Here is a 24688-nt window from a genome sequence, read left to right as displayed (position 1 = left end):
GCTGCGAACAACGGTAGGCATTGCGAAGATGCATGCTAACGCAGGGTTGGTGCGCTGCCGGCACGGAAAAGCGACGCCTTCCCAAGCAGGTGAGGCGCCTGGCGACCCGTGCCGGAACGTGGTGGCGGATACCACCCGCAACGGCAGGCAGCGTTTTTGCTCCGTCCGCTGCGGCAACCGGGCCGCCGTCCGCCGGCACCGGGCGTCCCGTTCCTGACCCTGCATCCAGCACCACAGCACCCGGCCAAGCACCGAAGGCTGTGCACCGCGTTCAGACTGCGGGATTCTTGGAAGACAGAGCCAATGCGCGCTAGGAGCTGCAATGAACGCCATCATGCCCAAGCTGACCCTGAACAACGGCATCGCCCTGGATGCCGTGGGATTCGGGGTGTACCGCAGTGCTCCGGCGGAGACGACGGTTGCGGTGGAGATGGCGCTCGCCAACGGTTACCGGCTGATTGACACCGCAGCGGCGTACCGCAATGAGACTGAGGTGGGCGCGGCCCTGGCCCAGTCCGGTGTGGACCGGGCCGAACTCTTTATCACCACGAAGCTGTGGGTGGATGACTACGGCTACGACTCAGCTCTCCGCGCCTTCGATGCGAGCATGGCAAGGCTGGGGTTGGACGTGCTGGACCTGTACCTGCTCCACCAGCCGCTGCCCTCAGATTTCGAGGCCACCGTAGCGTCCTGGCAGGCGCTGCAGACCCTGTACGAGCAGGGCAGGGTGAGGGCCATCGGAGTCAGCAATTTCAGCACCGCGGAGCTAAGCGAACTCCTGGCCCGCACCGACGTCGTACCTGCCGTGAACCAGATCCAGGTTCACCCGTACTTCAGCGAACCGGAACTCCGCTCCTTTAATCTTGAAAACGGCATTCTGACCGAGGCATGGTCACCCATCGGCGGTGTCACCCGCTACTGGAAGCACGGTTCCGGTACGGCGCCGAAGGACCCGCTGCACGATCCGGTAATCGTGGGCATCGCCGCGGAACACCACAAGACCCCGGCCCAGGTGATTCTCCGCTGGGAAATCCAGCTGGGGATCTGTGTGATTCCCAAGTCGGTCACGCCGAAACGGATTGCTGAGAACATCGACCTCTTCGACTTTTCCCTCAGCGCCGAGGAGCTCTCCAACATCAATGCCCTGGACACCGGCATCCGCTCCGGCCCGGAGCCGGACACGATCACCCGCAGCTAGGCCAGGGCGTTCCAGCCCGAATATGACGACGCCGCACGGCCCGGTTTTGCTAGTGTCGCGGGCATGGAGAATCCGGAATGGGCAGCGGCAGCGGCGCGGGTCAAAGAGGCACTGGTGCAGCTGGGATCAGCTGCCCGGATTGTCGTCACGGACGGTTCGGCACGGACTGCTGCCGAGGCAGCGCAGACCCTGGGCTGCGACGTCGGAGCCATTGGCAACTCCCTGGTGTTTATGGCCGACGGCGTTCCCCTCCTGGTCATCACCAGCGGTGCCCACCGCGTGGACACCGCTGCGCTGGCGAAGCGGCTGAACAGGCAGAAGATCAAGCGGGCATCAGCGGATCAGGTGCGCGGGGCGACCGGCCAGCAGATCGGCGGCGTGGCTCCGGTGGGCCATCCCACACCTGTGGAAACCGTCATCGACCGCGATCTGGGCAGCTATCCGGATGTATGGGTGGCAGCCGGAACGCCGTACTCGGTGTTCCGGACCGACCTCGATGAACTCGTCCGGCTCACCGGCGGCGCCGTAGCCCAGGTGGACTGAGGATTTCCGCAGGAACAGCGCCGAAGCTGTTGACGGCGCTGCCGGCCGGGCGCAGGGTGGAAGGCAAAACGAGCGGAACAGACCGCAGCCGGCTGAACCGGAGCCGGACGCTGTTTGTCCGCCGGCGGGAGGAGACGGATGAAGACGCGTGAGCTGGGCACAGCGGGGCTGAAGGTATCGGAGCTGGGTCTGGGCTGCATGGGGTTCAGCCAGGGCTACGGACCAACAGGCAGCCGCGAAGATGCCATCAACGTGATCCGTACTGCCTTTGACCGCGGGGTACGGCTCTTCGACACCGCGGAAGTCTACGGTCCCTACCTCAACGAGGAACTGGTAGGGGAAGCTGTGGCACCGTTCCGGGACCGGGTGGTCGTGGCCACCAAATTCGGGTTCAAGATCAACCGGGACGGCCGGCAGATCGGACTGGACAGCCGTCCCGAGCACATCCGGGAAGCCGTGGACGGCTCGCTTCGGCGGCTGCGGACGGAGTTCATTGACCTGTTGTACCAGCACCGGGTTGATCCCCAGGTGCCCATCGAGGATGTGGCTGGAACGGTGAAGGACCTCATCACCGAGGGTAAGGTAAAGCATTTCGGCCTCTCTGAAGCCTCGGCGGGAACCATCCGGGCGGCCAACGCCGTCCAGCCTGTCACTGCGGTGCAGAGCGAGTATTCGCTGTGGTGGCGCGAGCCGGAGGAACACGTACTGCCGGCGTGCGCCGACCTGGGCATCGGGTTTGTGCCTTTCAGTCCGCTGGGGCGCGGTTTCCTCACCGGGAAGATCTCCTCCTCCACCGAGTTCGCGGCCGGGGACATGCGCGGGAAACTGCCGCGCTTTACCCCGCAGGCCCGGCAGGCCAATCAGGCGGTCGTGGACCTGCTGGAGAGCATAGGGCAGGCCAAGGATGCAACGGCTGCGCAGATTGCGCTGGCCTGGCTGCTGGCGCAGAAGCCATGGATCGTCCCGATTCCGGGGACGCGCAAGCTGGAGCGGCTGGAGGAGAACCTCGAAGCCACGAGCGTTGCCCTAAGCGCGGAGGACCTGCAGGCCATTGACGACGCCGCCGCCCGCATTCCGATCCAGGGCGCCCGCTACCCTGAAGAACTGGAGAAGACGATCGACCGCTAGCCTTTGGGGCTGGGAGGACAAGCAGCAATGGGCAACCGCGGGGCTGACGCCTACCGGCGTCGGATGGAACGGGCAGCGAGGATACGGGCGGCCGGTGCTCCGGAACAGCAGGAGGAGACCGAGGAGGAAGCGGAGCTGCGGCGCCGGAAGGAACAGGTTGATCCGGCCAGCAAAGCGGACTACCTGATCCGGGACGCGATGATGCGCGGCGAGTTCGACAACCTGCAGTACGCGGGCAAACCTATCCCCAACCTCAGCGAAGCCAATGATCCCGACTGGTGGGTCAAGGGCCTGATCGAACGCGAGAACATCAGCGGCCTGGGTCCTCCGGCACTGCTGCTGCGGGTCGAGGACACGGAGCTCGACGGCGTACTGGACGCCAAGCCGTCCGCCGCGCAGGTCCGCGAAACCGTGGAGGACTTCAACCGCAGGATCATTGAGGCACGGCGGCAGCTGCTGGGCGGGCCGCCGGTCGTTACCAGGCTGCGGAACGTTGAGCTGGAGGTGCAGCGCTGGCGCGAGCGGCGTGCCGGGGATCCGGCGCCGGAACCGGAGCCGGAGCCACGCCGGCCCTGGTGGCGCAGGGCGTGGACCGGTTCGAAGTAGCCGCTCTGCCCTGGGCAGCGGGAACCAGACAGACTTGGAGAAACAGAAGCATGGGTATTGCACGGCTGGAGCACGCGTCGCCGGCGGAGATCGCGGCCTTGTCTGCCGTCCTGGCGGAGGCGTTCGCAGACTACGTCTGGACCCGCTGGACCGTGGACAGCGAGCGCCGGGAGGCCCGGATCGGAGCCATCCAGCGGCTCTATCTGGAACACCTCGCGCTTCCGCACGGCGAGGTGTGGACCAACGGGGACCGCTCCGCCGTCGCAGTCCTGCTGCCTCCCGATCTGGGTGAGCTGGCCCCGCTGACGCCGGAGCTGCAGGAGAAACTGGTGTCCCTTCACGGCGTCTCGGCCAGGAACCTCGAATATTCCCTGCCGCAGCCGCCGGGCGGGTCCTGGACGCTCGCCACCATCGCCGTCGCACCGTCAGCGCAGGGAAACGGCCTGGGTGCCCGGCTCATGGAGTCCATGCTGGCCGCCGGTCCAGAGCGCACCGTCGCGCTGGAAACCTCCGCCGAAGACAATGTGGCGTTCTACCGCCGGTTCGGATTCGACGTCTGGGCAGTCTCGGAGATGCCCGACGGCGGCCCGCCGGTCTGGTCGATGCTGCGCGCTCCGGGCCGGGCCGGTACCGGGTAAACCCGTTACGGGTGCACCGGCCGCCCTCGACGGAGCTGCCGGTCCTCGGCACACTTAAGTAGGCTGCCCAGCCGGAAAGACTGCCCGAGGGAAGGTTGGCCCGTGCTCGGTCTGGAACTCGTAGTGGCACTCGGGGTCGCCATCCTGGCCTGTTCGCTGGGCGCCGAAAGGCTTCGGATTGCCCCGCCGCTGCTGCTGCTGGCCGGGGGAGTGGCGCTGGGATTCGTGCCGGCGTTCAGGCAGGTGGAGCTGCCCTCCGAGGTGGTGCTGCTGCTCTTCCTGCCCGCCCTGCTGTACTGGGAGAGCCTCACCACCTCCCTGCGGGAGATCCGGAGCAACCTGCGCGGCATCGTCCTGACCGGTACCGGGCTCGTCCTGGTGACCGCGGCAGCAGTTGCCTTTACGGCCAATGCCCTGGGCATGCCCTGGGGACCGGCCTGGGTTCTCGGTGCCGCCCTGGCACCGACAGACGCCACAGCGGTGGCAGCCCTCGCCCGGAGCCTGCCCCACCGCAATGTCACCGTGCTGCGTGCCGAAAGCCTCATCAATGACGGCACAGCACTGGTTATCTACGCCGTCGCGGTGGGGATCGTGGCCGGAGACGGCGGGTACACGCCGCTGTCCATCACCGGAATCCTTGCCCTGTCCTACGGCGGCGGAATAGTTGCCGGCCTGCTGGCAGCCTGGGCCGGAATCTGGGTGCGCCGGCGGATCCAGGACCCCATGCTGAGCAACGTCGCCACTTTCGTGACCCCGTTCGCTGCCTTTCTGCTGGCGGAGGAGACCAGAGGGTCCGGTGTGCTCGCCGTCGTGGTGGTGGGCCTGATCATGAGCCAGGCAGGGCCCCGGGTGACGGCGGCGCTGGCCCGCCGCCAGTCGCAGGCTTTCTGGTCCTTCTCCACGTTTATGCTCAATGCCGCACTGTTCGTACTGATTGGGATTGAACTGCACGTTGCCGTGCGCCTGCTGGACGGGCCGCAGATCGCCGTCGGGCTGTTGGCGGTGGCGGTTGTCTGCGTGGTGCTGGTGCTGGTGCGCATTGCGTTCCTGTTTGTGACGACCTATCTGATCCGGCTGATCGACCGGAGGCCTTCGCAGAAGCTGCGGCGGGTCAGCAACCGCTCCCGGATCCTCAGCGGCATGGCCGGGTTTCGGGGCGCCGTGTCCCTGGCAGCGGCGCTGGGGGTTCCGGCGCTGACAGCCGCCGGCACGCCCTTCCCGGACCGGGGCCAGATCATTTTCGTGACGGCAGGGGTGATTCTGGTGACACTCACCGTCCAGGGGCCCCTGCTTCCGGTGATCGTGCGGTGGGCCAGGCTGCCGGAGGACACCCGGCTGGAGGAAGAGCGCCGGCTGGCGGAGGTGCGGGCCGCTGAGGACGGGTTGTCCTCACTGCCGGAGCTGGCGGCCCGGCTGGGCACGGACGGCAGGGTAGTGGAGCGCCTGAGCCACGAGTACCGGCACCATCTGGAGGTGCTGCGGGCCGGCGGCAGCGGGCAGGGAGCGGGCGAACCGGCACCGGTGCTGGAACGCTGGCAGCAGGAGACCGAGCTGCGGCTGGCACTGCTGGAGCGCAAGCGCACGGTGGTGCTGGCGCTGCGGGATGAGCGAACGATCGACGACCGGGTTCTCCGGCTGCTGGAAACCCGGCTTGATGTGGAGGAACTCAGGCTCACGCAGCCGGACCGCGGCGACTGAGGCGTCCCGGTCTCAGCGGGCCTTCACCACCGGAAGTTCGTCCCACACCGTGGTGTAGCGCGGGGAGGAGAACTTCCGTGACATGGTCCACTCCGGGCGGGCGCTGGGCATCCCGGCCACACCCAGACCAATACTGGCAGAGCCGTACTTCTCGGCCACCTTGCCCAGCAGCTCTCCGAGGTGGCGGTTTTCCTGCTCCGGGACGAAAGCGTCGAAGACCGGCTGGGCTCCGGCGTCGGACAGGCCGGTAAGCATGACCCCCGCCTTGGTGTAGGGGACGCCCTCCACAATCTGGTCTTCGAGGGCGCCCACCGCAGCGCGGGTCAGCACCACCGGATCGGACGTGGGGTTCTGGAGTTTCACGGTGACGGAAGGGAACGACGCCGCCTTGTGGCTAAAGTGCGACGTCCCGGCATAGGCGGTGAGTACCCGGGCCTGCTGGTGTTCGCGCTGCAGCCGCGAGGCGGCCTGCTGTGCGTAGATGCTCATCACCTGCCGCATCTCGGCCGCCGTCGTCACGGGAACGGAGAAGCTGCGGGAGAAGATCAGCTGCTGCCGGTCCGCGCGCTCCTCCTCCAGGGGCAGGCACGGTGTGCCGTTGAGCTCCAGGACGGTCCGCTGCAGCGTCACGGAGAAGCGGCTGCGGATCACCGCGGGATCGGCTGCCTTCAGATCCGCCACGGTCGCGATTCCCATGGCCTTGAGCCGCTTCCCCAGTTTCGCGCCCACGCCCCAGAGCCCGGTCACGGGAACCCGGGACATGATGGTCTCCAGGGCGGCGGGATCCATGGTGTCCAGGTTGCAGACACCGCCCAGGTGCCGGTTCTGCTTCGCGATCCGGTTGGCGAACTTGGCCAGCGTCTTGGTGGTGCCGATCCCGACGCACACCGGCAGCCCGGTGTGGCGGGCGACGGCGGCACGGATGCGGGCGCCCTGCACGTCCAGCTCCCGGGCAGTGCCGCTTAGGCCCAGGAACGATTCGTCGATTGAGTAGACCTCCTGCCACAGGGCGAAGCGGCCCAGCAGTTCCATGACCCGGGAACTGAGGTCACCGTAGAGCTCGTAGTTGCTGGACCGCTGGATCAGCCCGAGGTGCGGTGCCGCGTCGGCCAGCTTGAACCACGGTTCCCCGGTTTTGATGCCCAGGGCCTTAGCCTCGTCGGAGCGCGCCACCACACAGCCGTCGTTGTTGGAGAGCACGACGACGGGAAGGCCCTCCAGCCGGGGGTCGAAGGCGCGCTCGCAGGAGACATAAAAGCTGTTCACGTCCACGAGGGCGATCCGCTGCAGCCTCCTGTCCAAGCCGCACCGCCTTTCGAATAAACGTTCGAGTCTCCAGCCTACTAGAAGACCCGGATCGGCACCTCCGCCGGGTCCAACAGCAGCGACTCGATCTCGTCGTCGAGGTTCACCAGCGTGATGGATGCACCGGCCATGTCCAGGGACGTGCAGTATTCCCCGACGTAGCTGCGGCCCACACTGATGCCCTGCTCGGCGAGGCTCTTGTGGGCCAGCCCGTACAGCAGGTACAGCTCGCTGATTGGCGTGCCGCCCAGTCCGTTGACCATCAGCGCCACCCGGTCGCCGTCGGCGAAGGGAAGGTCGCGGACCACCGGGGCGAGGAGCTCCTCGACGATCTCGCTGGCGCCCATCATCTGCGCCCGGCGCCGGCCCGGCTCGCCGTGGATGCCGACGCCCATCTCGATCTCGTCCTCGCCGAGTTCAAACAGCGGGCTTCCCTTGGCCGGCGGAGTGCAGGCGGTGAGCGCGACGCCCATGGTCCGGGTGGCGGCATTGACCTTCTCGCCGATGCGGATCACTTCGTCCAGGTCCGCGCCGCGCTCGGCGGCTGCGGCCACGGCCTTGATGACGAAGAAATTGCCCGCAACCCCGCGCCGCCCAATGGTGTAGGTGGAGTCTTCCACCGAGACGTCGTCGTTGATGAAGAGGGTCCTGACATCCATCCCGTCCGCCGAGGACATCTCCTGCGCCATCTCGAAGACCATCTTGTCGCCGGTGTAGTTGTTCACCAGGAGAAGCACGCCCTTGGGTGAGGCCATGAGCTTGGTGGTCTCATACACGTAGTCCAGCGGAGGCGCAGCGAACACGTCGCCGGGGCAGGCGGCGTCGAGCATGCCCTTGCCGACGATCATCGTGTGGGCCGGCTCGTGCCCTGAGCCCGAGCCCTGCACAATGGAGACCTTGTTCTGGTCCGGGCCGTCGGCGCGCATGATCAGGTTGTATTCCGGCACGTACTTCAGGGTGTCCGGGTTCGCGAGGGCCAGGCCTTCGAGTACATCCGGGACGAACTGCTGCGGATCATTGACGAACTTCTTCATGGGGGACTCCACGTCGTTGTGATTTGGCTGGGACAAATTGGTGCGGTTGGTTGGCTAGGGCCAGTCGGCGACCATGCGTTCGACGATGATGGCGACCGCCGCCGCGCCGGCATCCGGGGAACCTATGCTGCGAGCTCCGCTGTAGCTGGCCCGGCCACGCCTGGCTTCCATTTCCGAGGTGGCATCAGCGCATTCCCGGGTCTTGGCGGCGAACGCGGTGCGGCACTGGGCCGGCGAGGCACCGGCGGCGAGCTGGCGCTCAAGTTCGTCGGTTGCGGGAATCAGGGCGTCCAGCAGGGTCTTATCGCCGAGGTCGGCGTTGCCGCGTGCCTTGATGCCGTCGGTGGCCCCGCGCAGCATGGCGACGGCGGCGGCGCCGTCGATTGTGTCCGTCTGCTTCGCAGCCGCCGATGCCCGCAGGAAAGCGGTGCCCCACAGCGGCCCCGAGGTGCCGCCGATCCGGCTGGAGATGGTGAGTGCTATCTGCTGCAGGAAGGTGGCGACGTCGTCGCGCTTGAACGTGTCCCAGTCGGCCAGGACCTTCTCGAAGCCGCGGGCGAGGGAGTAGCCAAGGTCGCCGTCACCCACGACGGCGTCGAGGTCCCCGAAAACCTGTTCCTGGTCGACGGCGGTCTGGGCCAGGGACTGGACGATGAATTCGACCGAACTCAGGTCGGTGCTGCTCATGGTGTCTCCGTTTCGTGCGTCGTGGGGAGGGCCAGCAGGGTCTGCAGGGTGGCGAGGGTGACGGTGCCGGAAAGGCCGACGCCGTACGGATCTGCGAGCACCTCTGCCTGCTCCCGGCCGGGGTCGCCGAGCGAGCTGACCACCAGTGCCGCACCGCCGAAGTCTTCCCCGCGGGTGAAACCGCTGACCGTCACGAGGGTCCGGAGTCCGGCTCCGGCGGCGGCACGCAGACCGTTCGCGCTGTCCTCGACCACGAGCGCGTCCTGCGGATCGACGCCGAGCTCCCGGAGCGCGAGGAGGTAGATGTCCGGTGCCGGTTTCTTCGCCGGCACGATGTCTCCGGCGAACACGGAGAAGGACGCCGCGAGGTCATCCCCAACGGCATGCTGCAGGACGGCGCGGACCGCGGGTTCCGCCGAGGTGGAGGCGACGGCGAGTGTCCAGCCGGCGTCGTGCGCTTCCTGCACAATCCGCGCGATGCCCGGCCGCGGCGGCATCACGCCGCTTGCCACGAGGCCCTTGTAGACCTCGGTTTTCCGCTGGTGCCAGGCGAGAACTGCGCGGTCCGCGGCGTCGGCGTCCTGCAGGCCCAGCGTTTCGGCCAGCGACGGGGTGAGGATGCTGCGCATTCTTTCCTTGCCCCCGCCGATCTTCACCTTCTCGGCGTACTCATCCACCGACCACTGCACGGGAACGCCGAAGTCGGCGAAAGTCTGGTTGAAGGCCGGCAGGTGCCCGTATTGTTCGGTGTCGGCGAGTACGCCGTCGCAGTCGAAGATGAGGGCCGGCATGCTCAGCGGCCGCCCTTGCCCGCGCTGCCGAACTGTGTGCAGAGGTCCGTGACCATCGAGATGACGTCTCCGCGGGTGTGCTTGAAGAGCGAGGGCGGATCCCACCTGCGCTCCTGTTCGGCCTGCTTGAGGAAGCCCAGGCTGGACTGCATGTACGTCTCCTTGAGCGCCGTGGAGATGTTGACCTTCGCGCATCCCCGGGCAATAAGGTCCGCGAACTGCTCGGTGCTGAGCCCGCTGCCGCCGTGCAGGGCGACGGGGAGGCTGCGTGCCTCGACAATCTGCGTAACCCGGTCGGCGTCAAGCACCGGCGCCGCCTTGTAACTGCCGTGGGCATTGCCGATCGACGGGGCGAAGACATCAATCCCGGTGGCGTCAATGAAACCAAGTGCCACTTCCAGGCTCTGCTGCTTGGACACCTCATCGGACCCGTGGTCGTCCTCGACGCCGGTGATTGCCTCGATCTCGCCCTCAACCTGGGCTCCGTAGCTGCGGGCCTCGGCAACTACCTCGATGGTCTGGCGCTGGTTCTCCTCGACCGGGAGGCTGGAGGCATCAAAGAGCACCGAGTTCCAGCCTGCCTGAAGGCATTCGGTGACGACCTCGCGGTCCGGGCAGTGGTCCAGGTGCAGCGTCACCGGCACCTCGATGCCGCGGGTCATCGACTGCCACATGTCGAAGAGGACCCGGGAGCCGATGCTGCGCACGGTCTTGACCGAGGTCTGCAGGATCACCGGTGAGTTCGCCTCCACGGCGCCGGCGAGCACGCCCTCCATGGTCAGGTCATTGAAGATGTTTATGGCGGGCACCCCGTAGCGTTCCTGGAACGCAGGATTAACGATTTCCTTCAGCGGTACGACGCCCACAGCACTTCCCTCCCGGCTTGGTTTCAGGCCATGCTAAGCGCCCTGTCCGCGCGCCGGAATGGGTGGTAACCCGCCCTCCCCATGGGGGGATTCACCACCTCGCCAGCGCGCCGCCGCGGTGGTTGAATGGGCCGCGGCTGCTCAAAAGCCGCTGCGTTTCAACTTCAATGGCGAAGGACACCTATGGCCCAGGGATCAGTGCTCGAGACCATCACCTCCGAGGAAGCCCGCCGCGTGATCGATGCGGCGGCGCAGAAGGCAACCGAAATCGGCCAGCCGATGGACATCGCCGTCGTCGACGCCGGCGGGAACCTCAAGGCGCACGTCCGGATGGACGGCGCCAACATCGGCAGCATCACCATTGCGATCAACAAGGCCTACACGGCGATCGCGTTCCAGGGCGAGACCGGAGACCTGCAGGGCGCTACCCGGCCCGACGGGCCGATCTTCGGCCTGAGCGATGCGCACGGCGGCAGGCTTGCCGTCTTCCCCGGCGGCATTCCGCTGGTGCGCGACGGCAGCATCATGGGTGCCATCGGGGTCTCCACCGGCACCATCGAGCAGGACCAGGAGGTCGCTTCAGCGGGCGCGGCTGCCTTCTGAGGCAGTGCTATTGATGCTATTGAAGGGTCACGAGCATGGTGCGGTTGCGGGCACCGGTCTTCCGGAGCATTGCGCCTACATGCTTCTCAACTGTCTTCACGGAGATCCCCAGGCGGGTGGCGATCTGCTTGTCCGCCAGGCCCTCGGCGAGCAGGTTCCGCACCTGCAGTTCGCGGGCGGTCAAACGGGAGGCGGCGGCGTCGGAGCTGTCGCGGCTTCCCGCAAGGCGGCTGAAGACAGCCCCGTCCAGCAGGGCGTCGCCGCGGGCTGCTGCGACGACGATGCGCGCCACCTCCGCAGAGGTGGCGGACAGTGAGATGAAACCCCGCACGCCGGCGGATGCCGAGAGGGCCAGCTGTTCATTGGTCGGGTGGTCCACCACCGCCACGACCGGCCGCTCGACCGTGTCGCCGCCGGCCGTTCGCTGCTCCGCGTAGGGGCCGAGCAGAGGCTCGTCGAGGACAATCATGTCCGGCTGGAGCAGCGACACCGATTCGGTGAGGTCCTCCAGCGTGGCAACTTCCCCGAGGACCTGCACGGACGGTTCGGAGGTTTCAAGCAGTCGGACGAGACCGGCCCGGACGAGCGGCCGGGTACACGCCACGAGGACTTTCCAGCGTTCCCGGGACGAGTCGCCGTTCGAGGAATACGGCACCTGGGCGCGGATGCTGGTGCCCCACCCCGGCGTCGAATCCACGTGGAGTTCACCCCGCAGATAGTGGATGCGGGAGGCGATGCCGTGGAGGCCAAGCTGGATTCCCTCTGTGCTTCCAATGTCACGCTCGATGTTCCGGGGCTCGAAGCCGCGGCCGTTGTCCTCGACGACGACTCTTATGCCGGCTTCGTCATAGAAGATCCCGACCCGGCAGGTGGTGGCTCCGGAGTGGTTGACGACATTGGCCACGGCTTCCTGGATCACCATATAGAGCTGGTAGGCGACGACGGGCGCCAGGTCGTGCTGCTCACCGGTGACGAGGAAGCTGAGGTTTTCGGGGCGGCCGGCCCGCACGGTGTCGAGTTCGGCCCGGACAGCTTCCTCGATGGTACGTCCGGCCAGGCCGGAGGGGGCCAGGCCGAGCACGGTGCGCCTCGCGTCAAAGAGGGCCTCGTGGGCAAGCACGCGGGCGGAGTCGATGTGCCGGGCGGAGGGCGAACCTCCCGGCGTGGCCTTGTCCGCGCGGTCGAGGTGGAGCAGGAGTGCGCCCAGTGACCGGCCGATGGTTTCGTGGACCTCCTGCACAGCGCGTTCGCGCTCGCCGGCGACCGCGGCCTCACGTTCCTTCGCGGCAGCGGCCTGATGGAGCCGGCTGTTCATGATGGCAATGGCGGCGTGGTTGGCAAAGAGCTCCACCAGGGAGGCATCCCCGTCGGTGAAGACGCGGCCGGGACCGTTGCTGAAGATGGCAAACGTGCCGATCACGGCACCGTCCCACGTGATCGGCACACCGATGACAGCGCTTGCCCATCTGGGATCGCCGGGGTCAATGTGGCCCGCGGGCACGGATGCGTAGCAGTCGAGGATGACCGTCCCGCGGGTCTTGACGATCTGCCCGGTAAGGCCTTCAGCCAGGGGAAATGTCTGGCCCTGGTGGCAGCCGACGCCCTGGTCCACTTCCTTGCGGTAGTACCCCTCGGCTTCGTGCACGATCGAGATGGATCCGCTCTCGCAGCCAAGGAGCGCGACGGCATTCCCGAGCACACGTTCCAGGAGCGGCACCAGCTCGAACTGGCCGGCCAGGCCGCCGGCAAGCTCGGTGATGCGGTCAAGTTCCGGGAGCGGGGCGCTGCCGGGGTGGTTCCGCATGATGGTCGGCATGGGAAGCTGCTGCATGGACGGCCCCTGTCTCCTGAGGCGCTGCGCTGCACCCGGGGTCCCAGAATAGTCCGCGGGTACACGGCCGCAAGAGGCTACGGCTCAGACATGGTGCAGGCAGCGGGTCACAACACCCCAGATGGTCAGTGCCGCCGGATCCGGGACGGAGAGGTCCTCGTAGGCAGGGTTCTCTGCGGACAGGACGATTCCCCGGCCGGTGAGGCGGAGCCTGCGCACCGTGAGTTCCCCATCCAGGACGGCGACAACCACGGAACCGTCCCGCGGGGTGAGCGAACGGTCCACGATCAGCTCATCTCCGTCGCTGATTCCGGTGCCGGACATTGAATTCCCCGAAACCCGGACGATGTAGGTCGAAGTGATGTCCCGGATCAGGTGCCGGTTGAGGTCGATGCGCCCGTCAAAATAATCCCGCGACGGGCTGGGGAATCCGGAGGCGGCATCGGCGTCGGTCTGGGCCGCAGCGCGGGAGTTGCCGGAAACACTGAACACAGGCACGTGCCGGGACTCCTCCGCTGCCTTGCCGGGCGATTGGAACGCATTGATTTTAGAACATACTTTCGATTACCTAGACTAGCACCGCGCAGCGTTTCGGAAGCTAGGCTTCGGACTGTGGAGATGACACCCGGGGCAGATCAGGCACTGCGGTCGGTAGCTGCGCTGCTGCCGGAGCCGGCCGCGGCCGGACGGCGCGTGTTCATTGGCATCGACGGCGTTGACGGTGCCGGAAAAACCACGTTTGCCGATGCGCTGGGTGCACGCCTGCAGTGCCCGGTCATCCGGATTTCGACCGACGGTTTCCACCGGCCCACCCGCGAGCGCTACCGGCAGGGCAGAGCGTCACCGCGCGGATTCTTCGAGGATTCCTATGATTACGGCGCCTTCCGGAACCTTGTGGTGGATCCGCTGCGGCCGGGCGGTTCGGGACGGTACCGTACTGCCAGCCACGACCTCGCCTCCGACCGGCCGGTGCAGCCGCCGGAGCTCCAAGCGCCCGAACTGGCTGCCGTCCTGGTGGACGGGCTCTTCCTGCACCGGCCCGAACTGTCCGGCATATGGGACGCCACCGTTTTTCTGGATGTGTCTTTCGAGACATCCTGCCGGCGCCTGGAACAGCGGGACAGCTCCGATCCGAATCCCCGTGCGCCTGCCAACGGCCGGTACGTCCGCGGCCAGGAAATCTATCTGGCAGCCTGCGATCCGCGTTCTGCCGCGTCAGTGGTGGTCGATTACAACGACGGCGCCGCCCCGCGGATTGTCCGCTGCGTCCCCTGGGCAGCGCCGCCGGCCCGGGCAGAGCGACCGGCTGTGCCCGGTTCGGGGCCGGGCTGAACCTGCCGGGACCCGGTGCGGCGGAGATATCCGGTTCGGACCGGGCGCGCGGCGGCGATACCGTTAAGCGCATGAACGTTGAGGTGTACATCCCGCCCAAGCTGGGCCGGGAACTGGAAGAGCTGGCCGCGGAACAGGAAGTTCCGGTGGAAACCCTTATCCTCAACGGAGCCCGTCTGCTGCTGGAGCACCGCAACCGCCGCAACCATGTCCAGCCCTAACTGAGGCGCGCAGCTTTTTCTCCCCGCCCTCTTCCATGCAACCTGCTGGTTGCCTATGGTGTCCGTATGGACGCTGTCTTCCGGTCCCTGGCCGATCCGGTCCGCCGGATCCTGCTGGAGGAACTCGCGTCCGCCCCTGGCCAGACACTGTACGAGCTCTGTGTCCGGCTCATGACAAATCACGCAGTAGGCATTTCGCGGCAGGGAGTTTCAAAACATCTGGCGGTGCTTGAAGCTGCCGGGCTGATCAGGGTGGAAGCGGACGGGCGCTACCGCCGCCACCATGTTTGCCTGGAGCCGCTGACCCTGGGAGTGGCCGGATGGATTCGGGCTCTGGCACCCGGGCTGCCGCCGCAGCCATCCGGACGGAACGAAGCGGAAGGACAAGACCCATGAGGATTGTGACGGCAAGCATCTTTGTTGATGACCAGGAGAAAGCCCTGGATTTTTATACACGGGTCCTCGGATTCGAGAAAAGGCAGGACCAGGCTGTCGGCGGCGGCGCCCGCTGGCTGACGGTAGGGAATCCGGGTGAGGAGGGCGGCGTCGAACTTCTGCTGGAACCCAGCTCGCATCCCGCCGTGGGCCCGTTCAGGGACGCGCTGGCGGGCGACGGGATTCCCTACAATTCCTTTGCCGTGGAGGACGTTGCCGAGGAGTATGAGCGGATGCTGGCTCTCGGCGTCGAATTCACCCAGCCACCGGCGCAAATGGGCCCGGTGACAACCGCAGTCTTCTCCGACACCTGCGGCAACCTGCTGCAGATCGCCTCGATGAGCCAGGGCTGAGGCCACCAGAGAGTGCGAAGGGTCCGCTCCGGTGTCCGGCGGCATCGGGGCGGGCGCCTGCGGTTAGCGCTGGGAACCGTAACTGGGTTCGCGCAGGGTGGAGCCGCTGATGCGGTGCATGCGCTGGCGGCAAAACGGGTCATAGACGGTGACGTCGATCCGGCCGGTCGCGGGATCGGCTGAGCGGATGCAGGTGCACGGGGCGAACAAGAGCCGGGAACCTTTCTGCTGGGAACCGAACTAGCTGCCATCTCCATTTTTACTCCCACGCGCCGGTGTCCTTTCGCCGAGTGCAGTGCGGGAACGTCCGGAGGAACGCCGTGAAACGGCCGAGGCCCAGACCCAGGTAGAGCGTCTGGTGCCGGCGTCTTCCCACAGCACCTGCACTGCTTTCGCTGACCAGGTGCAGGTTTCGCCGGCAACATGTTCAGCGCAGCCGGGAAACCGGATCCATGCCCAGATCGGAATGGCGGGCATGGAGGTGGTGGGCGGGAAGTGGTCAAAATCAAGTTCATCGGAGGTTAGCCCGATGGGTTCCGCGCGTCTGGCATACCTGGCCGCCAGCCGCGCCGCAGCCTGAGGGTCCATTCCTTAAGTAGAACATATGTTCGAATGAGTGGCGTGGACCAGCCGCTGCCGGGCTCTGGGTTCAGCTGCCGGTTTGCGGCACAATGCTTTTTATGTGCGGACGATATGTGATGGCCCGGGCCACGTCGGACCTGGTTTCGGCCTTCGCGGCGGATCAGGTGGTGGGGGAGAACGTGGAACCGTCCTGGAACGTTGCCCCTACTGATGATGTGCGGATTATCACGGAACGGCGCGGTCCGGGCGGCACCGTGCGGCGTCTGGCCACGGCGAAGTGGGGACTGGTTCCGGTGTGGGCCAAGGATCCCAGGATCGGTGCCCGGATGATCAATGCGCGCCGGGAGACCATCCTGGAGAAGCCGGCGTTCCGCAAGGCAGCGGTAAAGCGGCGGGCACTGGTGCCGGCGGACGGCTACTACGAGTGGGAAAAGACCGAAGACGGGAAGGTGCCGACCTACCTGCATCCCACGGTGGAGAATCCGATTGCCTTCGCCGGACTGTACGAATTCTGGCCGGATCCGAACTTGCCGGACGACGACGAGCACAAGTGGCTGCTCAGCGTCACCATCATCACCACCGAGGCCGCTGACGAACTCGGACACATCCATGACCGCACGCCGCTGGTGGTGCCCCCGGACCTCTACGCCGAATGGCTGGACCCGCAGCTGACGGACGCGGAAGCCATTGAGGCCCTGCTGGATTCGATCCCCGAGCCGGTGCTCAGCCCGCGCGTCGTCTCCAGTGAAGTCAATTCCGTGCGGAACAACGGCCCGCAGCTCATCGAACCCGCCGAACCGGCTACAGACTGAGCCCGGCTGCCGGCTACCAGGCGTAGTCCTCCGGGGCCGGCTGGTGCCCGGGGAAGATTTCGTCCAGCTTTTCCAGCGTGCTGTGGTCCAGTTCGACTTCCAGGGCGGCCAGGGCGTCGTCGAGCTGGCCCATGATCCGCGGCCCGACAATCGGTGCGCTGACGGCGGGCTGGTGCAGCAGCCAGGCCAGGGCGAGGATTCCGGGTTCAATCTCCAGTTCCGCCGCGAGGTCTTCGTACGCCTGGATCTGGCCGCGGTGCTTGGCCAGCAGCTCCTGGACCCGCCCGTCGGCCCGTCGTCCGCCCTGCTCCTGGGATTTGAGGATGCCGCCCAGCAGCCCGCCCTGCAGCGGGGACCAGGGAATGAATCCCATCCCGTACTGCTGCACGGCGGGAATCACCTCCAGCTCCACGGAGCGGTTGATGAGGTTGTAGATGCTCTGCTCGGAGATCAGGCCGTTGTACCGGCGCCGCCGGGCGCTCTCCTGTGCCTGGGCGATGTGCCAGCCGGCAAAGTTGCTGGAGCCGTTGTAGATGATTTTGCCCTGGGCCACCGCGGTTTCCATGGCCTGCCAGATCTCCTCCCAGGGAGTGTTCCGGTCAATGTGATGGAACTGGTAGAGATCCACGTAGTCCGTCTGCAGCCGCTTCAGGCTGGCGTCCAGTGCCTGCCGGATGTTCAGCGCCGAGAGGAAGGTCTGATTGGGTCCGGGGCCCATGGAGCCGTAGAGCTTGGTGGCGATGACCGTCGATTCGCGCCGGCCCCCGCCCTTGGCGAACCAGCGGCCGATGATTTCCTCGGTCAGGCCCTTGTTCTCCCAGCCGTACACATTGGCCGTGTCGAAGAAGTTGATGCCCGTCTCCCGGGCAGCGTCCATGATGCCGTGCGCCTCGTCCTCCGGGGTTTTGGGCCCGAAGTTCATGGTGCCCAGGCAGAGGCGGGAGACCTGCAGGCCGGCACGGCCAAGATGCGTGTACTTCATGGTTCCTCGGTTCTTGGGTTGCTGGGATTCCGGGACTATCCGGATTTGCTCCACGGGCTATTCAACACCGCGGCGCGAATACGGGGAAGGGCTGCGGGCCATGCCGGAGTCGCCGGCAGGATAGCCTGAGAGCGCACAATCCAGGAACGCGCCGGGAGGATAAGTGGCCGAATCGTACTACCGCTCACTGGGTGAGGGGACTTTTGAATCAACCCGTCACACGCAGGGGGCCTGGAACGAGGACGAACAGCACATGGCGCCCGTCGCCGGGCTGCTGGTGCACTGCCTCGAAGAAGCCGACCCGCGTCCCGGAATGCGCCTGGCACGTGTCAGCTTCGAAATCCTGGGCGTGATTCCGCAGGGGGTCTTCGACGTCACCACCAAGGTCATCCGTGCCGGACGCACCATTGAACTGCTCGAAGCTGAACTGACTGCCGGCGGCCGCACTGCCGTCCGTGCCACGGCCTGGCGCCTGTCGCTGGGGGACACCACCGAGGTGGCAGCCGTGGAAGATGAGCCGATGCCCGGCCCGGAACAGGCCGACGGCTTTGACGGGATGACGGCCTGGCCGGGGGACTTCATCAACAGCCTCGAGTTCCGGGCGGTTCCGGGGCTGCGTCCCGGACGCGGCCAGGTCTGGGTGCGCTCGCCGTATGAAATGCTCGACGGCGCCGAAGCGTCGCCGATGGTGCGGCTGCTGGGCCTGGTCGACGCCGCCAACGGGGTGGCTGCACGGGTTCCGCCGGGCGGGGACAGCTGGATGTTCCCCAACGTGGACCTGCAGATCCACCTGTACCGCCGGCCCGCCGGTCAGTGGCTGGGCCTGGACACCCGGGTCAGCTTTGGCACGGATGGCATCGGCCTGACCTCTTCGGTGCTGCATGACGAATCCGGGCCGTTTGGGCGCAGCGAGCAGATCCTCACGGTCCGTCCGCTGGGAAGGAACTGACCTGTGACGACGGAGCGCGTGCTGGACGTTTACCGGCAGGAAGAGTCCTTTGGTGCTGCAGAAGACCTCCAGCACGCTCTTGAGCTGCTGGCCGCCGCCCGGCGCGGAGAGCTGGGCCCCTCCCTGCGGATCTACCGTCCGCGTCCCACCGTGGCCTTTGGGCAGCGCGACGCCCGCCTGCCGGGATTTCCCGACGCCGCTGCCGCCTGCCGGGACCTGGGCTTCGAACCGCTGGTCCGCAAAGCCGGAGGACGGGCAGCGGCCTACCATCAGGGCTGCCTGATCCTTGACCACATTGAACCCGAGGCCGACGCCGTCACTCATTCGCTGGCGCGCTTCGCCGGCTTTGCCCGGCTGCTCGCCGGTGCCCTGCAGGACGCCGGGGTGCCGGCGGGGGTCGGGGAAATCCCCGGCGAGTACTGCCCGGGGGAGTACAGCGTCCACGGAGGAACCGGTCCCGGGATCAAACTCGTCGGCACAGCCCAGCGCGTGGTGTCCGGAGCCTGGCTCTTTTCCTCAGTGGTGGTCATCCAGGATTCGGCCCCGCTGCGGGAGGTCCTCACCGCTGCCTACAGTGCCCTCGGGCTCGAATGGAACCCTGCCACGGCAGGCGCAGCCGAGGACCTGCGGCCGGGGCTGACCATGGCCGAGGCCGAAGCCGCACTGCTGGCCGGCTACAGCGGCTACGCCAGCCTTCGGTACAGGGACCCCGGGAGCCTGGCGCAGATTGCCGCTGCCGGCGGGCCGGCCTTTCCAACTGCCGCCCCATCCCGTTAGGCTCGGGCAGCGGAAGCAGGCGCGCACCCACGCCTCAGCTCCTTGAATCCCCGACCCCTCAAGCAAAGGACCCGCACGTTGCCCAAGAAGAGCGTCGAAAACACTGCCCTGCGGCTGAAAGCCATCCTCGAGGTCCTGGCCGGTCAGGACCCCTCAGCAGAGAAGAAGACCTCCCGTGCGGAGGTGCTGCGGCAGGCACTTGAACAGGTTCCGCTGCAGGGCACCGAGGCGGAGCTGCTCGCCAGCGGCGTCGCCCGAGGTGAACGTGCCCTGGTCACCGCCAGCACCAAGCTGGTCAAGGCCGGCTGGATCCTGAAGGAAGGGCGGGCCGGCTGGAGCATCACGCCTGAGGGCCGCTCCGCCCTCTCCGAGTTCCCCGATGTAAACCACCTGCACGCGGCACTGAGCGGCAGCAGCCATTCAGCCGGCGCAGTTACCGGCGCCGAGGTGCAGAGCGAAGCGGTGCTGGAGGAGGCTCTGACCGAATCCGACGCGTCCGCCGAACCCGTGGCGCGGGCCAACGGTGCGCACGCGGAAGACCACTACGAGGGGCCGTCTTTCCCGCAGCCCTCCGCCGTGGCAGTGCCAGGTTCCTTCGGCAATGCGCTGGGCGGGACGGACTGGGACCCCGCAGCCGAGGCTGTGCAGCTGGGCTTCGACCGCAGCGATGAACTCTGGAAGCTCAGCGTGGACCTGCCCGCGGGGGACTACGAGTTCAAGGCAGCGCTGAACCGGGGCTGGGGCGAGAACTACGGCCAGGGCGCGCACTTCGACGGCGCGAACTACCGCCTGGAGCACTCCGGCGGACCCCTGACCTTCCTTTACGACCACGCCACCCACACGGTGGTGACCAAACCCGACGGGCTCTAACCGCGGCTGCCGCTGCCGCACACCTGCCCAGGGGGACTATCATCTAGGGCACGGCAACCCGAAGGAGTGCCCATGTTCGAGTACGGCAAGGCGTTCAGCGGATTCGCCGTCAATGATGTGAACTCGGCCCGCCGCTTCTACGGCACAACGCTGCAGCTGCCTCTCACCCAGGACCGGGGACGGCTGCGGCTTGAACTGGCGCCGCAGAACCACGTGCTGGTGTATGAGAAGGCCGGTCATGCCCCGGCCGCCTACACCGTGCTGAATTTTCCCGTGCAGGACGTGGCCGCGGCGGTTCAGGAGCTCAGCGGCCGGGGCGTGGTGTTTGAACTTCTCGGCGGCGACGGCATCTTCCGGCGCGCGGGCACGGCCATGGCATGGTTCCGGGATCCGTCAGGAAACATCCTTTCAATCCTGGAACAGGAATAGCGCGTTTCGTGGCAGGATGGCGCGGTGCCTTCGGCCCGGCAGGCAGGCCGTACCGGCGGATGCTGGCGGCCGCAGCGGCAGCGGGGGTCTACCTCCGCCTGGTTCGTCCCCTGCGGCACGCGGCCGAGCCGGGTGCCGGGCACCGGATGCCCGGAGACGCCGTCCTGACCGGCCCGGTACTGCAGTATTCCCGAAGCATCCTCATTCCGGCTCCGGCAGCGGACATCTGGCCGTTCCTGAACCGGATCGGACACGGCCGGGCCGGCTGGTATGTCTTTAACCGGCTGGGGCTGCCCGACCAGCGGGAAGCAGACCGGGCGGTGCCGCAGCTGCGGGACCTGGACATCGGCGACCTGCTGACCACCAGCACCGGCCACCGGCTGCGGATCAAGGAAGTGCAGCCGCGGGACTGGATGCTCTGGGCCGGCGGCGACGGCCGGTCCACCTGGCTGTGGCTGCTGCAGCCGCTGCGGCCAAACCAGACCCTTCTGGTAGTAAGGGCGCGCTTCCAGTATGGCCTCCGGCGTCCCGGCGCCCTGGCTGCGCTGCCGCTGGACGCCGTCGACTGGGCCTCCCTGCGGCGGACCATGCTGGCCGTCCGGGACCGGGCCGTGCTGCGTTCGGCAACCCGTTTGGGGAAGCGCTGAGCCATTCCCGGGGGCACCGCACGACGGGCTGGCAGCGCCACTGCTAGCTTGGACATATGGAAGAATTTCCTGCCGCCCAGCTGCTGCTGGCTGGACCCCGCGGACGGGAACTCTGCCTGGATCTTGCCCGGTCCCTCGCAATGGAACAGCCGGCATTCGCCTGTGGGAGCAGCGCCCCGCTGCCGCGCGGCATCGGGGAGGAAGCCAAGAGAGTTCTCCGGGTTCTCGGTGCGGTGCCGCACCGGCCGGGAATCACCGTTGCACAAGTGCTCCAAAGCCTGGACCGCGTCGTGAAGTGCGCCTCCTACTGGCAGCCGCCGTCGGACTCCGCGCGCGTGCTGGCTGAACCCGAGGTGAGGGACCTCCTGCTCCCGGTGGCCATCGCCGTCGTCCGCGCGCGGCCCCAGTGGTGGCTGGCCCCCGGTGCGCTCACCCAGTACTACGTTCAGTGGATCGCCAGCACCAGGGTTCCCGGGACGAACCCGCCTACCCTGACCGGCAGCGCCGCCGGACTGCAGCGCTGGCGTGATTCAATTGCGGCGGAAGAAGGCAACACCCCGCTGGTCGCCAACTGGACGGGCCGCTGGTGGTCCATCCCCGCGCTTTCGGACGTCCCCGCCACCACTCCGGCGATTCCCGGGAATGGTCCCGCCGGGCTGCGGATGGTCGAAGACCCGCTGCCCTGGGCCATGGCGCGGACCTATCCGCTGAGAGCCGCGGAAGGCGCCCGGATCTACGAAATTCGGGAAGCGCGCAGCTGGCAGAACCTGGTTTCCGCGTATCCGCTGGAGGTGACCCGCTCGCGCGGACGCAGCTGGGCAGTCAGTTCAGGGAACGCAGAGGCAGATACCTGGTTCTGGGCGATCCCCGACTGGCAGGCGGTGGCCCGGGATTACGACGGCGTCCACCTCAGCGTCGCCGGCTACCTGCGCACCGCCGGGAGTGTGCTCGACGCAGCCGGCATGAAGACCATGCTGGCAGGCTGGGCTCCGGCCGAAACCTGGTGGCTCAACGACGTCCTGGTTCCGGCCGGAGAGCCGGTGAACTGGACGGCCACTCCGGACCGTCAGGGGTGGCAGGTCCAGGCTGCCGCTGTTTCCTGACCTGCCGCCGAAAAACCGCCCACAACTGCCGAGAGGGCAGTTGCGGCCGCTTTGAAGCTTCTTTCGAGCCGTAACTGCCCTCTCGGGGGTGGAACTGTGCTGCTGGGGACAGGAGCTTAGTGGCCCCGGGCGATCCATTCGTCCAGATGCGGCGCCTCGGCTCCGATCGTTGTCGAATCCCCGTGCCCGGTGTTGACTGTGGTTTCGGCCGGCAGCGTCAGGAGGCGTTCCCGGATCGAGTCGATGATGGTGCCGAAGTCGCTGTAGGAACGGCCCGTGGCTCCGGGACCGCCACTGAACAGCGTGTCGCCGGAGAACAGCACCGGGGTGCTGCCCTCTTCGTCTTCCAGCAGGAAGCAGACCGAACCGGGTGAGTGCCCCGGCGTGTGCAGGGCCTCGAGCGTGACCCCGGCGATTTCGAAGGTGTCGCCGTCCTCGATGACATCATCGGGCGCCTCGTCCGGGAACACTGCATCCCAGAGCATCCGGTCTGCCTCGTGCAGGAAAACCGGGGCGCTGAACCGGTCCTGGGCCTCGGCCACGGCACGGATGTGGTCATCGTGGCCGTGGGTGAGCAGGATGCCCATGACTTCCCGGTCACCGACGGCTTCGGCAATCGCGTCGACGTCGTGGGCCGGGTCGATGATGATGACCTGCAGGTCATCGCCGATGATCCAGACGTTGTTGTCTACGTCCCAGGTGCCGCCGTCCAGGCTGAACGTGCCGGAGGTAACGACCTTGTCGATGCGGGCCGCCACTAGAGCTCCACCACCGAGCGCAGGACCTTGCCGTCATGCATCTTGGTGAAGGCTTCCTCAATGTCGCCCAGCCCGATCCGCTCGGAGACGAATGCGTCCAGGTCCAGGCGGCCGAGCTTGTACTGCTCCACCAGCATGGGGAAGTCGCGGCTGGGCAGGCAGTCGCCGTACCAGGAGGACTTCAGGGATCCGCCGCGGCCAAAAACGTCTGCCAGCGGCAGCTCGATCTGCATGTCCGGGGTAGGTACGCCCACCAGGACCACACGGCCGGCGAGGTCGCGGGCATAGAAGGCCTGCTTGTAGGTTTCCGGGCGTCCCACGGCTTCGATAACAACGTCGGCGCCGTTGCCGCCGGTGAGCGCGCGGATGGCTTCCACCGGATCTTCTTCGCGGGAGTTGATGCCGTGCGTGGCACCGTTGGCCAGCGCGAGGTCAACCTTCGCCTGGTCGATGTCCACGGCGATGATGGTGGTGGCGCCGGCCAGCTTGGCGCCGGCAATGGCAGCAATGCCCACGCCGCCGCAGCCGATGACGGCCACGGATTCGCCGCGCTTTACCTCACCGGTGTTGATGGCGGCACCAATGCCGGCCATGACGCCGCAGCCGAGCAGGCCCACGGCGGCGGGATCGACGTCGTCGTCCACCTTGGTGCACTGCCCGGCGGCAACGAGCGTCTTTTCGGCGAATGCGCCGATGCCCAGTGCCGGGGAGAGTTCCGTGCCGTCTTCCAGCGTCATCTTCTGGGTGGCGTTGTGGGTGTTGAAGCAGTACTGCGGCTGGCCCTTGCGGCAGGCACGGCATTCGCCGCACACGGCACGCCAGTTCAGGATTACGCGGTCGCCCGGGGCCACTTCGGTGACGTCGGGGCCGACGGCGGAAACCACACCCGTGGCTTCGTGGCCGAGCAGGAACGGATAGTCATCGCTGATGCCGCCCTGCTTGTAGTGCAGGTCCGTGTGGCAGACGCCGCAGGTGAGGATGTCCACCAGTGCTTCTCCGGGCCCGGGATCCGGAATCAGGATGGTCTCGAGGGAGACCGGGGCGTTCTTTTCCTTGACTACTACAGCTTGGACCTTGTGAACCATGGGGGAGGGCTGCCTCTCGGGAGATGTCTCAGGGGCACCCCGGCGTTCCGGGGCTACTGTTCCATCCTAGGGACGCCGATGCCGGGAGTCACTTTCGCGGCTCCCGGCATCGAATCGGTGAAAGGTCAGGTCAGAGGCCCAGGCGGGACTTCACCTCAGCGGCCGAGGGATTGGTGGCTGCCGAGCCGTCGGGGAAGATCACGGTCGGAACGGTCTGGTTGCCGCCGTTGAGGGCTTCCACCAGTTCCGCCGTGCCTTCGGTGTTCTCGATGTTTACCTCGGTGTAGCCGATCCCCGCCGAGTCCAGCTGGGACTTCAGCCGCCGGCAGTAACCGCACCAGCTGGTGGAAAACATGGTGATGGTTCCGGCCTCGGGAGTGAACGCTTCGGCAGTGACGGACATTGGAGCTCCTTGCTGGTTTGTG

At 67.0% G+C, this 24688-nt stretch carries 31 protein-coding genes and 1 pseudogene; 20 read left to right on the top strand and 12 right to left on the bottom strand.

Going from position 1 to position 24688, the window contains the following annotated elements:
- Window positions 1-103 precede the first annotated feature (103 nt).
- The 7 genes and pseudogenes from TVC13_RS02710 to TVC13_RS02680 form a co-directional block, all read left to right on the top strand.
- A pseudogene (locus TVC13_RS02710) lies at window positions 104-217 on the top strand (CGNR zinc finger domain-containing protein); the annotation flags it as partial.
- Window positions 218-322: 105 nt separating this feature from the next.
- Window positions 323-1198: an aldo/keto reductase gene (locus TVC13_RS02705; RefSeq protein ID WP_422399706.1), complete on the top strand. Its 876-nt coding sequence runs from the start codon at window positions 323-325 to the stop codon at window positions 1196-1198.
- A gap of 63 nt (window positions 1199-1261) precedes the next feature.
- Window positions 1262-1741, top strand: coding sequence for a YbaK/EbsC family protein (locus TVC13_RS02700; protein WP_422399705.1), 480 nt, complete (start codon window positions 1262-1264; stop codon window positions 1739-1741).
- Between the two features lie 138 nt (window positions 1742-1879).
- Window positions 1880-2869: an aldo/keto reductase gene (locus TVC13_RS02695; protein WP_422399704.1), complete on the top strand. Its 990-nt coding sequence runs from the start codon at window positions 1880-1882 to the stop codon at window positions 2867-2869.
- Window positions 2870-2896: 27 nt separating this feature from the next.
- Window positions 2897-3475 (top strand): DUF1992 domain-containing protein, encoded by a 579-nt coding sequence (locus TVC13_RS02690; RefSeq protein ID WP_422399703.1) that lies wholly within the window; start codon window positions 2897-2899, stop codon window positions 3473-3475.
- Window positions 3476-3525: 50 nt separating this feature from the next.
- Window positions 3526-4113, top strand: a complete 588-nt coding sequence (locus TVC13_RS02685) for a GNAT family N-acetyltransferase (RefSeq protein ID WP_422399702.1) — start codon at window positions 3526-3528, stop codon at window positions 4111-4113.
- Between the two features lie 102 nt (window positions 4114-4215).
- Window positions 4216-5811, top strand: coding sequence for a Na+/H+ antiporter (locus TVC13_RS02680; protein ID WP_422399701.1), 1596 nt, complete (start codon window positions 4216-4218; stop codon window positions 5809-5811).
- Window positions 5812-5823: 12 nt separating this feature from the next.
- Here TVC13_RS02680 and TVC13_RS02675 read toward each other — a convergent pair whose 3' ends face one another.
- Genes TVC13_RS02675 through TVC13_RS02655 form a run of 5 tightly spaced genes read right to left on the bottom strand, consistent with a single transcriptional unit; the run spans window position 5824 to window position 10494 of the window.
- Complete coding sequence (locus tag TVC13_RS02675; protein WP_422399700.1) at window positions 5824-7113, bottom strand: Y-family DNA polymerase; 1290 nt, start codon at window positions 7111-7113, stop codon at window positions 5824-5826.
- A 41-nt stretch (window positions 7114-7154) separates the two neighbouring features.
- Window positions 7155-8150 carry a dihydroxyacetone kinase subunit DhaK gene (dhaK, locus tag TVC13_RS02670; RefSeq protein WP_422399739.1) on the bottom strand — a complete coding sequence of 332 codons (996 nt, stop codon included), beginning with the start codon at window positions 8148-8150 and terminating at the stop codon, window positions 7155-7157.
- 54 nt (window positions 8151-8204) lie between these two features.
- The gene (dhaL, locus tag TVC13_RS02665; RefSeq protein ID WP_422399699.1) at window positions 8205-8837 is read right to left on the bottom strand and encodes a dihydroxyacetone kinase subunit DhaL; all 633 of its coding nucleotides are present in this window, start codon (window positions 8835-8837) and stop codon (window positions 8205-8207) included.
- Complete coding sequence (locus TVC13_RS02660; protein ID WP_422399698.1) at window positions 8834-9628, bottom strand: HAD-IA family hydrolase; 795 nt, start codon at window positions 9626-9628, stop codon at window positions 8834-8836. The genes dhaL and TVC13_RS02660 overlap by 4 nt, the downstream gene beginning before the upstream one ends.
- A 2-nt stretch (window positions 9629-9630) precedes the next feature.
- Window positions 9631-10494, bottom strand: coding sequence for a class II fructose-bisphosphate aldolase (locus tag TVC13_RS02655; RefSeq protein WP_422399697.1), 864 nt, complete (start codon window positions 10492-10494; stop codon window positions 9631-9633).
- Window positions 10495-10677: 183 nt separating this feature from the next.
- Here TVC13_RS02655 and TVC13_RS02650 point away from each other — a divergent pair, with 183 nt between their 5' ends.
- Window positions 10678-11097, top strand: coding sequence for a GlcG/HbpS family heme-binding protein (locus TVC13_RS02650; RefSeq protein WP_422399696.1), 420 nt, complete (start codon window positions 10678-10680; stop codon window positions 11095-11097).
- Window positions 11098-11113: 16 nt separating this feature from the next.
- Here the strand turns inward: TVC13_RS02650 and TVC13_RS02645 are convergent, their stop codons facing one another.
- Together TVC13_RS02645 and TVC13_RS02640 are read right to left on the bottom strand one after the other, a co-directional pair.
- The gene (locus TVC13_RS02645; RefSeq protein WP_422399695.1) at window positions 11114-12928 is read right to left on the bottom strand and encodes a GAF domain-containing protein; all 1815 of its coding nucleotides are present in this window, start codon (window positions 12926-12928) and stop codon (window positions 11114-11116) included.
- An 84-nt stretch (window positions 12929-13012) separates the two neighbouring features.
- Entirely contained in the window at window positions 13013-13426 is a 414-nt protein-coding gene (locus TVC13_RS02640) for a LexA family protein (protein ID WP_422399694.1), read from the bottom strand.
- A 120-nt stretch (window positions 13427-13546) separates the two neighbouring features.
- Here TVC13_RS02640 and TVC13_RS02635 point away from each other — a divergent pair, with 120 nt between their 5' ends.
- From TVC13_RS02635 to TVC13_RS02620, 4 genes are all read left to right on the top strand, one after another.
- Window positions 13547-14260 carry a uridine kinase gene (locus tag TVC13_RS02635; protein WP_422399738.1) on the top strand — a complete coding sequence of 238 codons (714 nt, stop codon included), beginning with the start codon at window positions 13547-13549 and terminating at the stop codon, window positions 14258-14260.
- Window positions 14261-14331: 71 nt separating this feature from the next.
- Window positions 14332-14481 carry a hypothetical protein gene (locus TVC13_RS02630; protein ID WP_422399693.1) on the top strand — a complete coding sequence of 50 codons (150 nt, stop codon included), beginning with the start codon at window positions 14332-14334 and terminating at the stop codon, window positions 14479-14481.
- 66 nt (window positions 14482-14547) lie between these two features.
- Window positions 14548-14877 carry an ArsR/SmtB family transcription factor gene (locus TVC13_RS02625; RefSeq protein ID WP_422399692.1) on the top strand — a complete coding sequence of 110 codons (330 nt, stop codon included), beginning with the start codon at window positions 14548-14550 and terminating at the stop codon, window positions 14875-14877.
- A complete protein-coding gene (locus TVC13_RS02620) occupies window positions 14874-15269 on the top strand; it encodes a VOC family protein (RefSeq protein ID WP_422399691.1) in 396 nt (131 codons plus the stop codon). Before TVC13_RS02625 ends, TVC13_RS02620 begins: the two co-directional genes overlap by 4 nt.
- Before the next feature lie 63 nt (window positions 15270-15332).
- Here TVC13_RS02620 and TVC13_RS02615 read toward each other — a convergent pair whose 3' ends face one another.
- Window positions 15333-15479 (bottom strand): hypothetical protein, encoded by a 147-nt coding sequence (locus TVC13_RS02615; RefSeq protein WP_422399690.1) that lies wholly within the window; start codon window positions 15477-15479, stop codon window positions 15333-15335.
- An 85-nt stretch (window positions 15480-15564) separates the two neighbouring features.
- On the opposite strand from TVC13_RS02615, the gene TVC13_RS02610 reads away from it, so the two are divergent.
- Both TVC13_RS02610 and TVC13_RS02605 read left to right on the top strand, forming a co-directional pair.
- Window positions 15565-15849: a hypothetical protein gene (locus TVC13_RS02610; RefSeq protein WP_422399689.1), complete on the top strand. Its 285-nt coding sequence runs from the start codon at window positions 15565-15567 to the stop codon at window positions 15847-15849.
- 100 nt (window positions 15850-15949) lie between these two features.
- Window positions 15950-16663 carry an SOS response-associated peptidase gene (locus TVC13_RS02605; RefSeq protein ID WP_422399688.1) on the top strand — a complete coding sequence of 238 codons (714 nt, stop codon included), beginning with the start codon at window positions 15950-15952 and terminating at the stop codon, window positions 16661-16663.
- Window positions 16664-16676: 13 nt separating this feature from the next.
- Here TVC13_RS02605 and TVC13_RS02600 read toward each other — a convergent pair whose 3' ends face one another.
- Window positions 16677-17645 (bottom strand): aldo/keto reductase, encoded by a 969-nt coding sequence (locus TVC13_RS02600; RefSeq protein WP_422399687.1) that lies wholly within the window; start codon window positions 17643-17645, stop codon window positions 16677-16679.
- 163 nt (window positions 17646-17808) lie between these two features.
- Here TVC13_RS02600 and TVC13_RS02595 point away from each other — a divergent pair, with 163 nt between their 5' ends.
- The 6 genes from TVC13_RS02595 (at window position 17809) to TVC13_RS02570 (ending at window position 22420) form a co-directional block, all read left to right on the top strand.
- Complete coding sequence (locus TVC13_RS02595) at window positions 17809-18594, top strand: thioesterase family protein (RefSeq protein WP_422399686.1); 786 nt, start codon at window positions 17809-17811, stop codon at window positions 18592-18594.
- A 3-nt stretch (window positions 18595-18597) separates the two neighbouring features.
- Entirely contained in the window at window positions 18598-19371 is a 774-nt protein-coding gene (locus TVC13_RS02590; RefSeq protein ID WP_422399685.1) for a lipoate--protein ligase family protein, read from the top strand.
- A 78-nt stretch (window positions 19372-19449) separates the two neighbouring features.
- Complete coding sequence (locus tag TVC13_RS02585; RefSeq protein WP_422399684.1) at window positions 19450-20241, top strand: winged helix-turn-helix domain-containing protein; 792 nt, start codon at window positions 19450-19452, stop codon at window positions 20239-20241.
- Between the two features lie 72 nt (window positions 20242-20313).
- The gene (locus tag TVC13_RS02580) at window positions 20314-20670 is read left to right on the top strand and encodes a VOC family protein (RefSeq protein WP_422399683.1); all 357 of its coding nucleotides are present in this window, start codon (window positions 20314-20316) and stop codon (window positions 20668-20670) included.
- Between the two features lie 8 nt (window positions 20671-20678).
- The gene (locus tag TVC13_RS02575; RefSeq protein WP_422399682.1) at window positions 20679-21317 is read left to right on the top strand and encodes a hypothetical protein; all 639 of its coding nucleotides are present in this window, start codon (window positions 20679-20681) and stop codon (window positions 21315-21317) included.
- Window positions 21318-21373: 56 nt separating this feature from the next.
- Window positions 21374-22420 (top strand): hypothetical protein, encoded by a 1047-nt coding sequence (locus TVC13_RS02570; protein ID WP_422399681.1) that lies wholly within the window; start codon window positions 21374-21376, stop codon window positions 22418-22420.
- A gap of 116 nt (window positions 22421-22536) precedes the next feature.
- Here the strand turns inward: TVC13_RS02570 and TVC13_RS02565 are convergent, their stop codons facing one another.
- The 3 genes from TVC13_RS02565 to TVC13_RS02555 all read right to left on the bottom strand — a co-directional run bounded on the left by TVC13_RS02565 (window position 22537) and on the right by TVC13_RS02555 (window position 24666).
- Window positions 22537-23178 carry an MBL fold metallo-hydrolase gene (locus tag TVC13_RS02565; protein ID WP_422399680.1) on the bottom strand — a complete coding sequence of 214 codons (642 nt, stop codon included), beginning with the start codon at window positions 23176-23178 and terminating at the stop codon, window positions 22537-22539.
- A complete protein-coding gene (locus TVC13_RS02560; RefSeq protein ID WP_422399679.1) occupies window positions 23178-24263 on the bottom strand; it encodes an S-(hydroxymethyl)mycothiol dehydrogenase in 1086 nt (361 codons plus the stop codon). The genes TVC13_RS02565 and TVC13_RS02560 overlap by 1 nt, the downstream gene beginning before the upstream one ends.
- Window positions 24264-24393: 130 nt before the next feature.
- Entirely contained in the window at window positions 24394-24666 is a 273-nt protein-coding gene (locus TVC13_RS02555; protein WP_422399678.1) for a mycoredoxin, read from the bottom strand.
- Window positions 24667-24688 lie beyond the last annotated feature (22 nt).

It is taken from the genome of Arthrobacter sp. 3Tela_A, assembly GCF_049311025.1.
Lineage (GTDB): Bacteria > Actinomycetota > Actinomycetes > Actinomycetales > Micrococcaceae > Arthrobacter_B.
The sequence above is the reverse complement of the archived record's forward strand: the minus strand, read 5'-3'. Positions and strand labels throughout refer to the sequence as shown.

What these genes read in the sequence shown, in the direction of transcription:
- TVC13_RS02685 (WP_422399702.1), top strand. Translation starts at nt 3,526, where the DNA reads ATGGGTATTGCACGGCTGGAGCACGCGTCGCCGGCGGAGATCGCGGCC.
- TVC13_RS02650 (WP_422399696.1), top strand. Translation starts at nt 10,678, where the DNA reads ATGGCCCAGGGATCAGTGCTCGAGACCATCACCTCCGAGGAAGCCCGC.
- TVC13_RS02635 (WP_422399738.1), top strand. Translation starts at nt 13,547, where the DNA reads ATGACACCCGGGGCAGATCAGGCACTGCGGTCGGTAGCTGCGCTGCTG.
- TVC13_RS02555 (WP_422399678.1), bottom strand. Translation starts at nt 24,666, where the DNA reads ATGTCCGTCACTGCCGAAGCGTTCACTCCCGAGGCCGGAACCATCACC.
- TVC13_RS02580 (WP_422399683.1), top strand. Translation starts at nt 20,314, where the DNA reads ATGTTCGAGTACGGCAAGGCGTTCAGCGGATTCGCCGTCAATGATGTG.
- TVC13_RS02625 (WP_422399692.1), top strand. Translation starts at nt 14,548, where the DNA reads ATGGACGCTGTCTTCCGGTCCCTGGCCGATCCGGTCCGCCGGATCCTG.
- TVC13_RS02645 (WP_422399695.1), bottom strand. Translation starts at nt 12,928, where the DNA reads ATGCAGCAGCTTCCCATGCCGACCATCATGCGGAACCACCCCGGCAGC.
- TVC13_RS02605 (WP_422399688.1), top strand. Translation starts at nt 15,950, where the DNA reads ATGTGCGGACGATATGTGATGGCCCGGGCCACGTCGGACCTGGTTTCG.
- dhaK (WP_422399739.1), bottom strand. Translation starts at nt 8,150, where the DNA reads ATGAAGAAGTTCGTCAATGATCCGCAGCAGTTCGTCCCGGATGTACTC.
- TVC13_RS02600 (WP_422399687.1), bottom strand. Translation starts at nt 17,645, where the DNA reads ATGAAGTACACGCATCTTGGCCGTGCCGGCCTGCAGGTCTCCCGCCTC.
- TVC13_RS02690 (WP_422399703.1), top strand. Translation starts at nt 2,897, where the DNA reads ATGGGCAACCGCGGGGCTGACGCCTACCGGCGTCGGATGGAACGGGCA.
- TVC13_RS02660 (WP_422399698.1), bottom strand. Translation starts at nt 9,628, where the DNA reads ATGCCGGCCCTCATCTTCGACTGCGACGGCGTACTCGCCGACACCGAA.
- TVC13_RS02560 (WP_422399679.1), bottom strand. Translation starts at nt 24,263, where the DNA reads ATGGTTCACAAGGTCCAAGCTGTAGTAGTCAAGGAAAAGAACGCCCCG.
- TVC13_RS02700 (WP_422399705.1), top strand. Translation starts at nt 1,262, where the DNA reads ATGGAGAATCCGGAATGGGCAGCGGCAGCGGCGCGGGTCAAAGAGGCA.
- TVC13_RS02570 (WP_422399681.1), top strand. Translation starts at nt 21,374, where the DNA reads ATGGAAGAATTTCCTGCCGCCCAGCTGCTGCTGGCTGGACCCCGCGGA.
- TVC13_RS02695 (WP_422399704.1), top strand. Translation starts at nt 1,880, where the DNA reads ATGAAGACGCGTGAGCTGGGCACAGCGGGGCTGAAGGTATCGGAGCTG.
- TVC13_RS02620 (WP_422399691.1), top strand. Translation starts at nt 14,874, where the DNA reads ATGAGGATTGTGACGGCAAGCATCTTTGTTGATGACCAGGAGAAAGCC.
- TVC13_RS02705 (WP_422399706.1), top strand. Translation starts at nt 323, where the DNA reads ATGAACGCCATCATGCCCAAGCTGACCCTGAACAACGGCATCGCCCTG.
- dhaL (WP_422399699.1), bottom strand. Translation starts at nt 8,837, where the DNA reads ATGAGCAGCACCGACCTGAGTTCGGTCGAATTCATCGTCCAGTCCCTG.
- TVC13_RS02630 (WP_422399693.1), top strand. Translation starts at nt 14,332, where the DNA reads ATGAACGTTGAGGTGTACATCCCGCCCAAGCTGGGCCGGGAACTGGAA.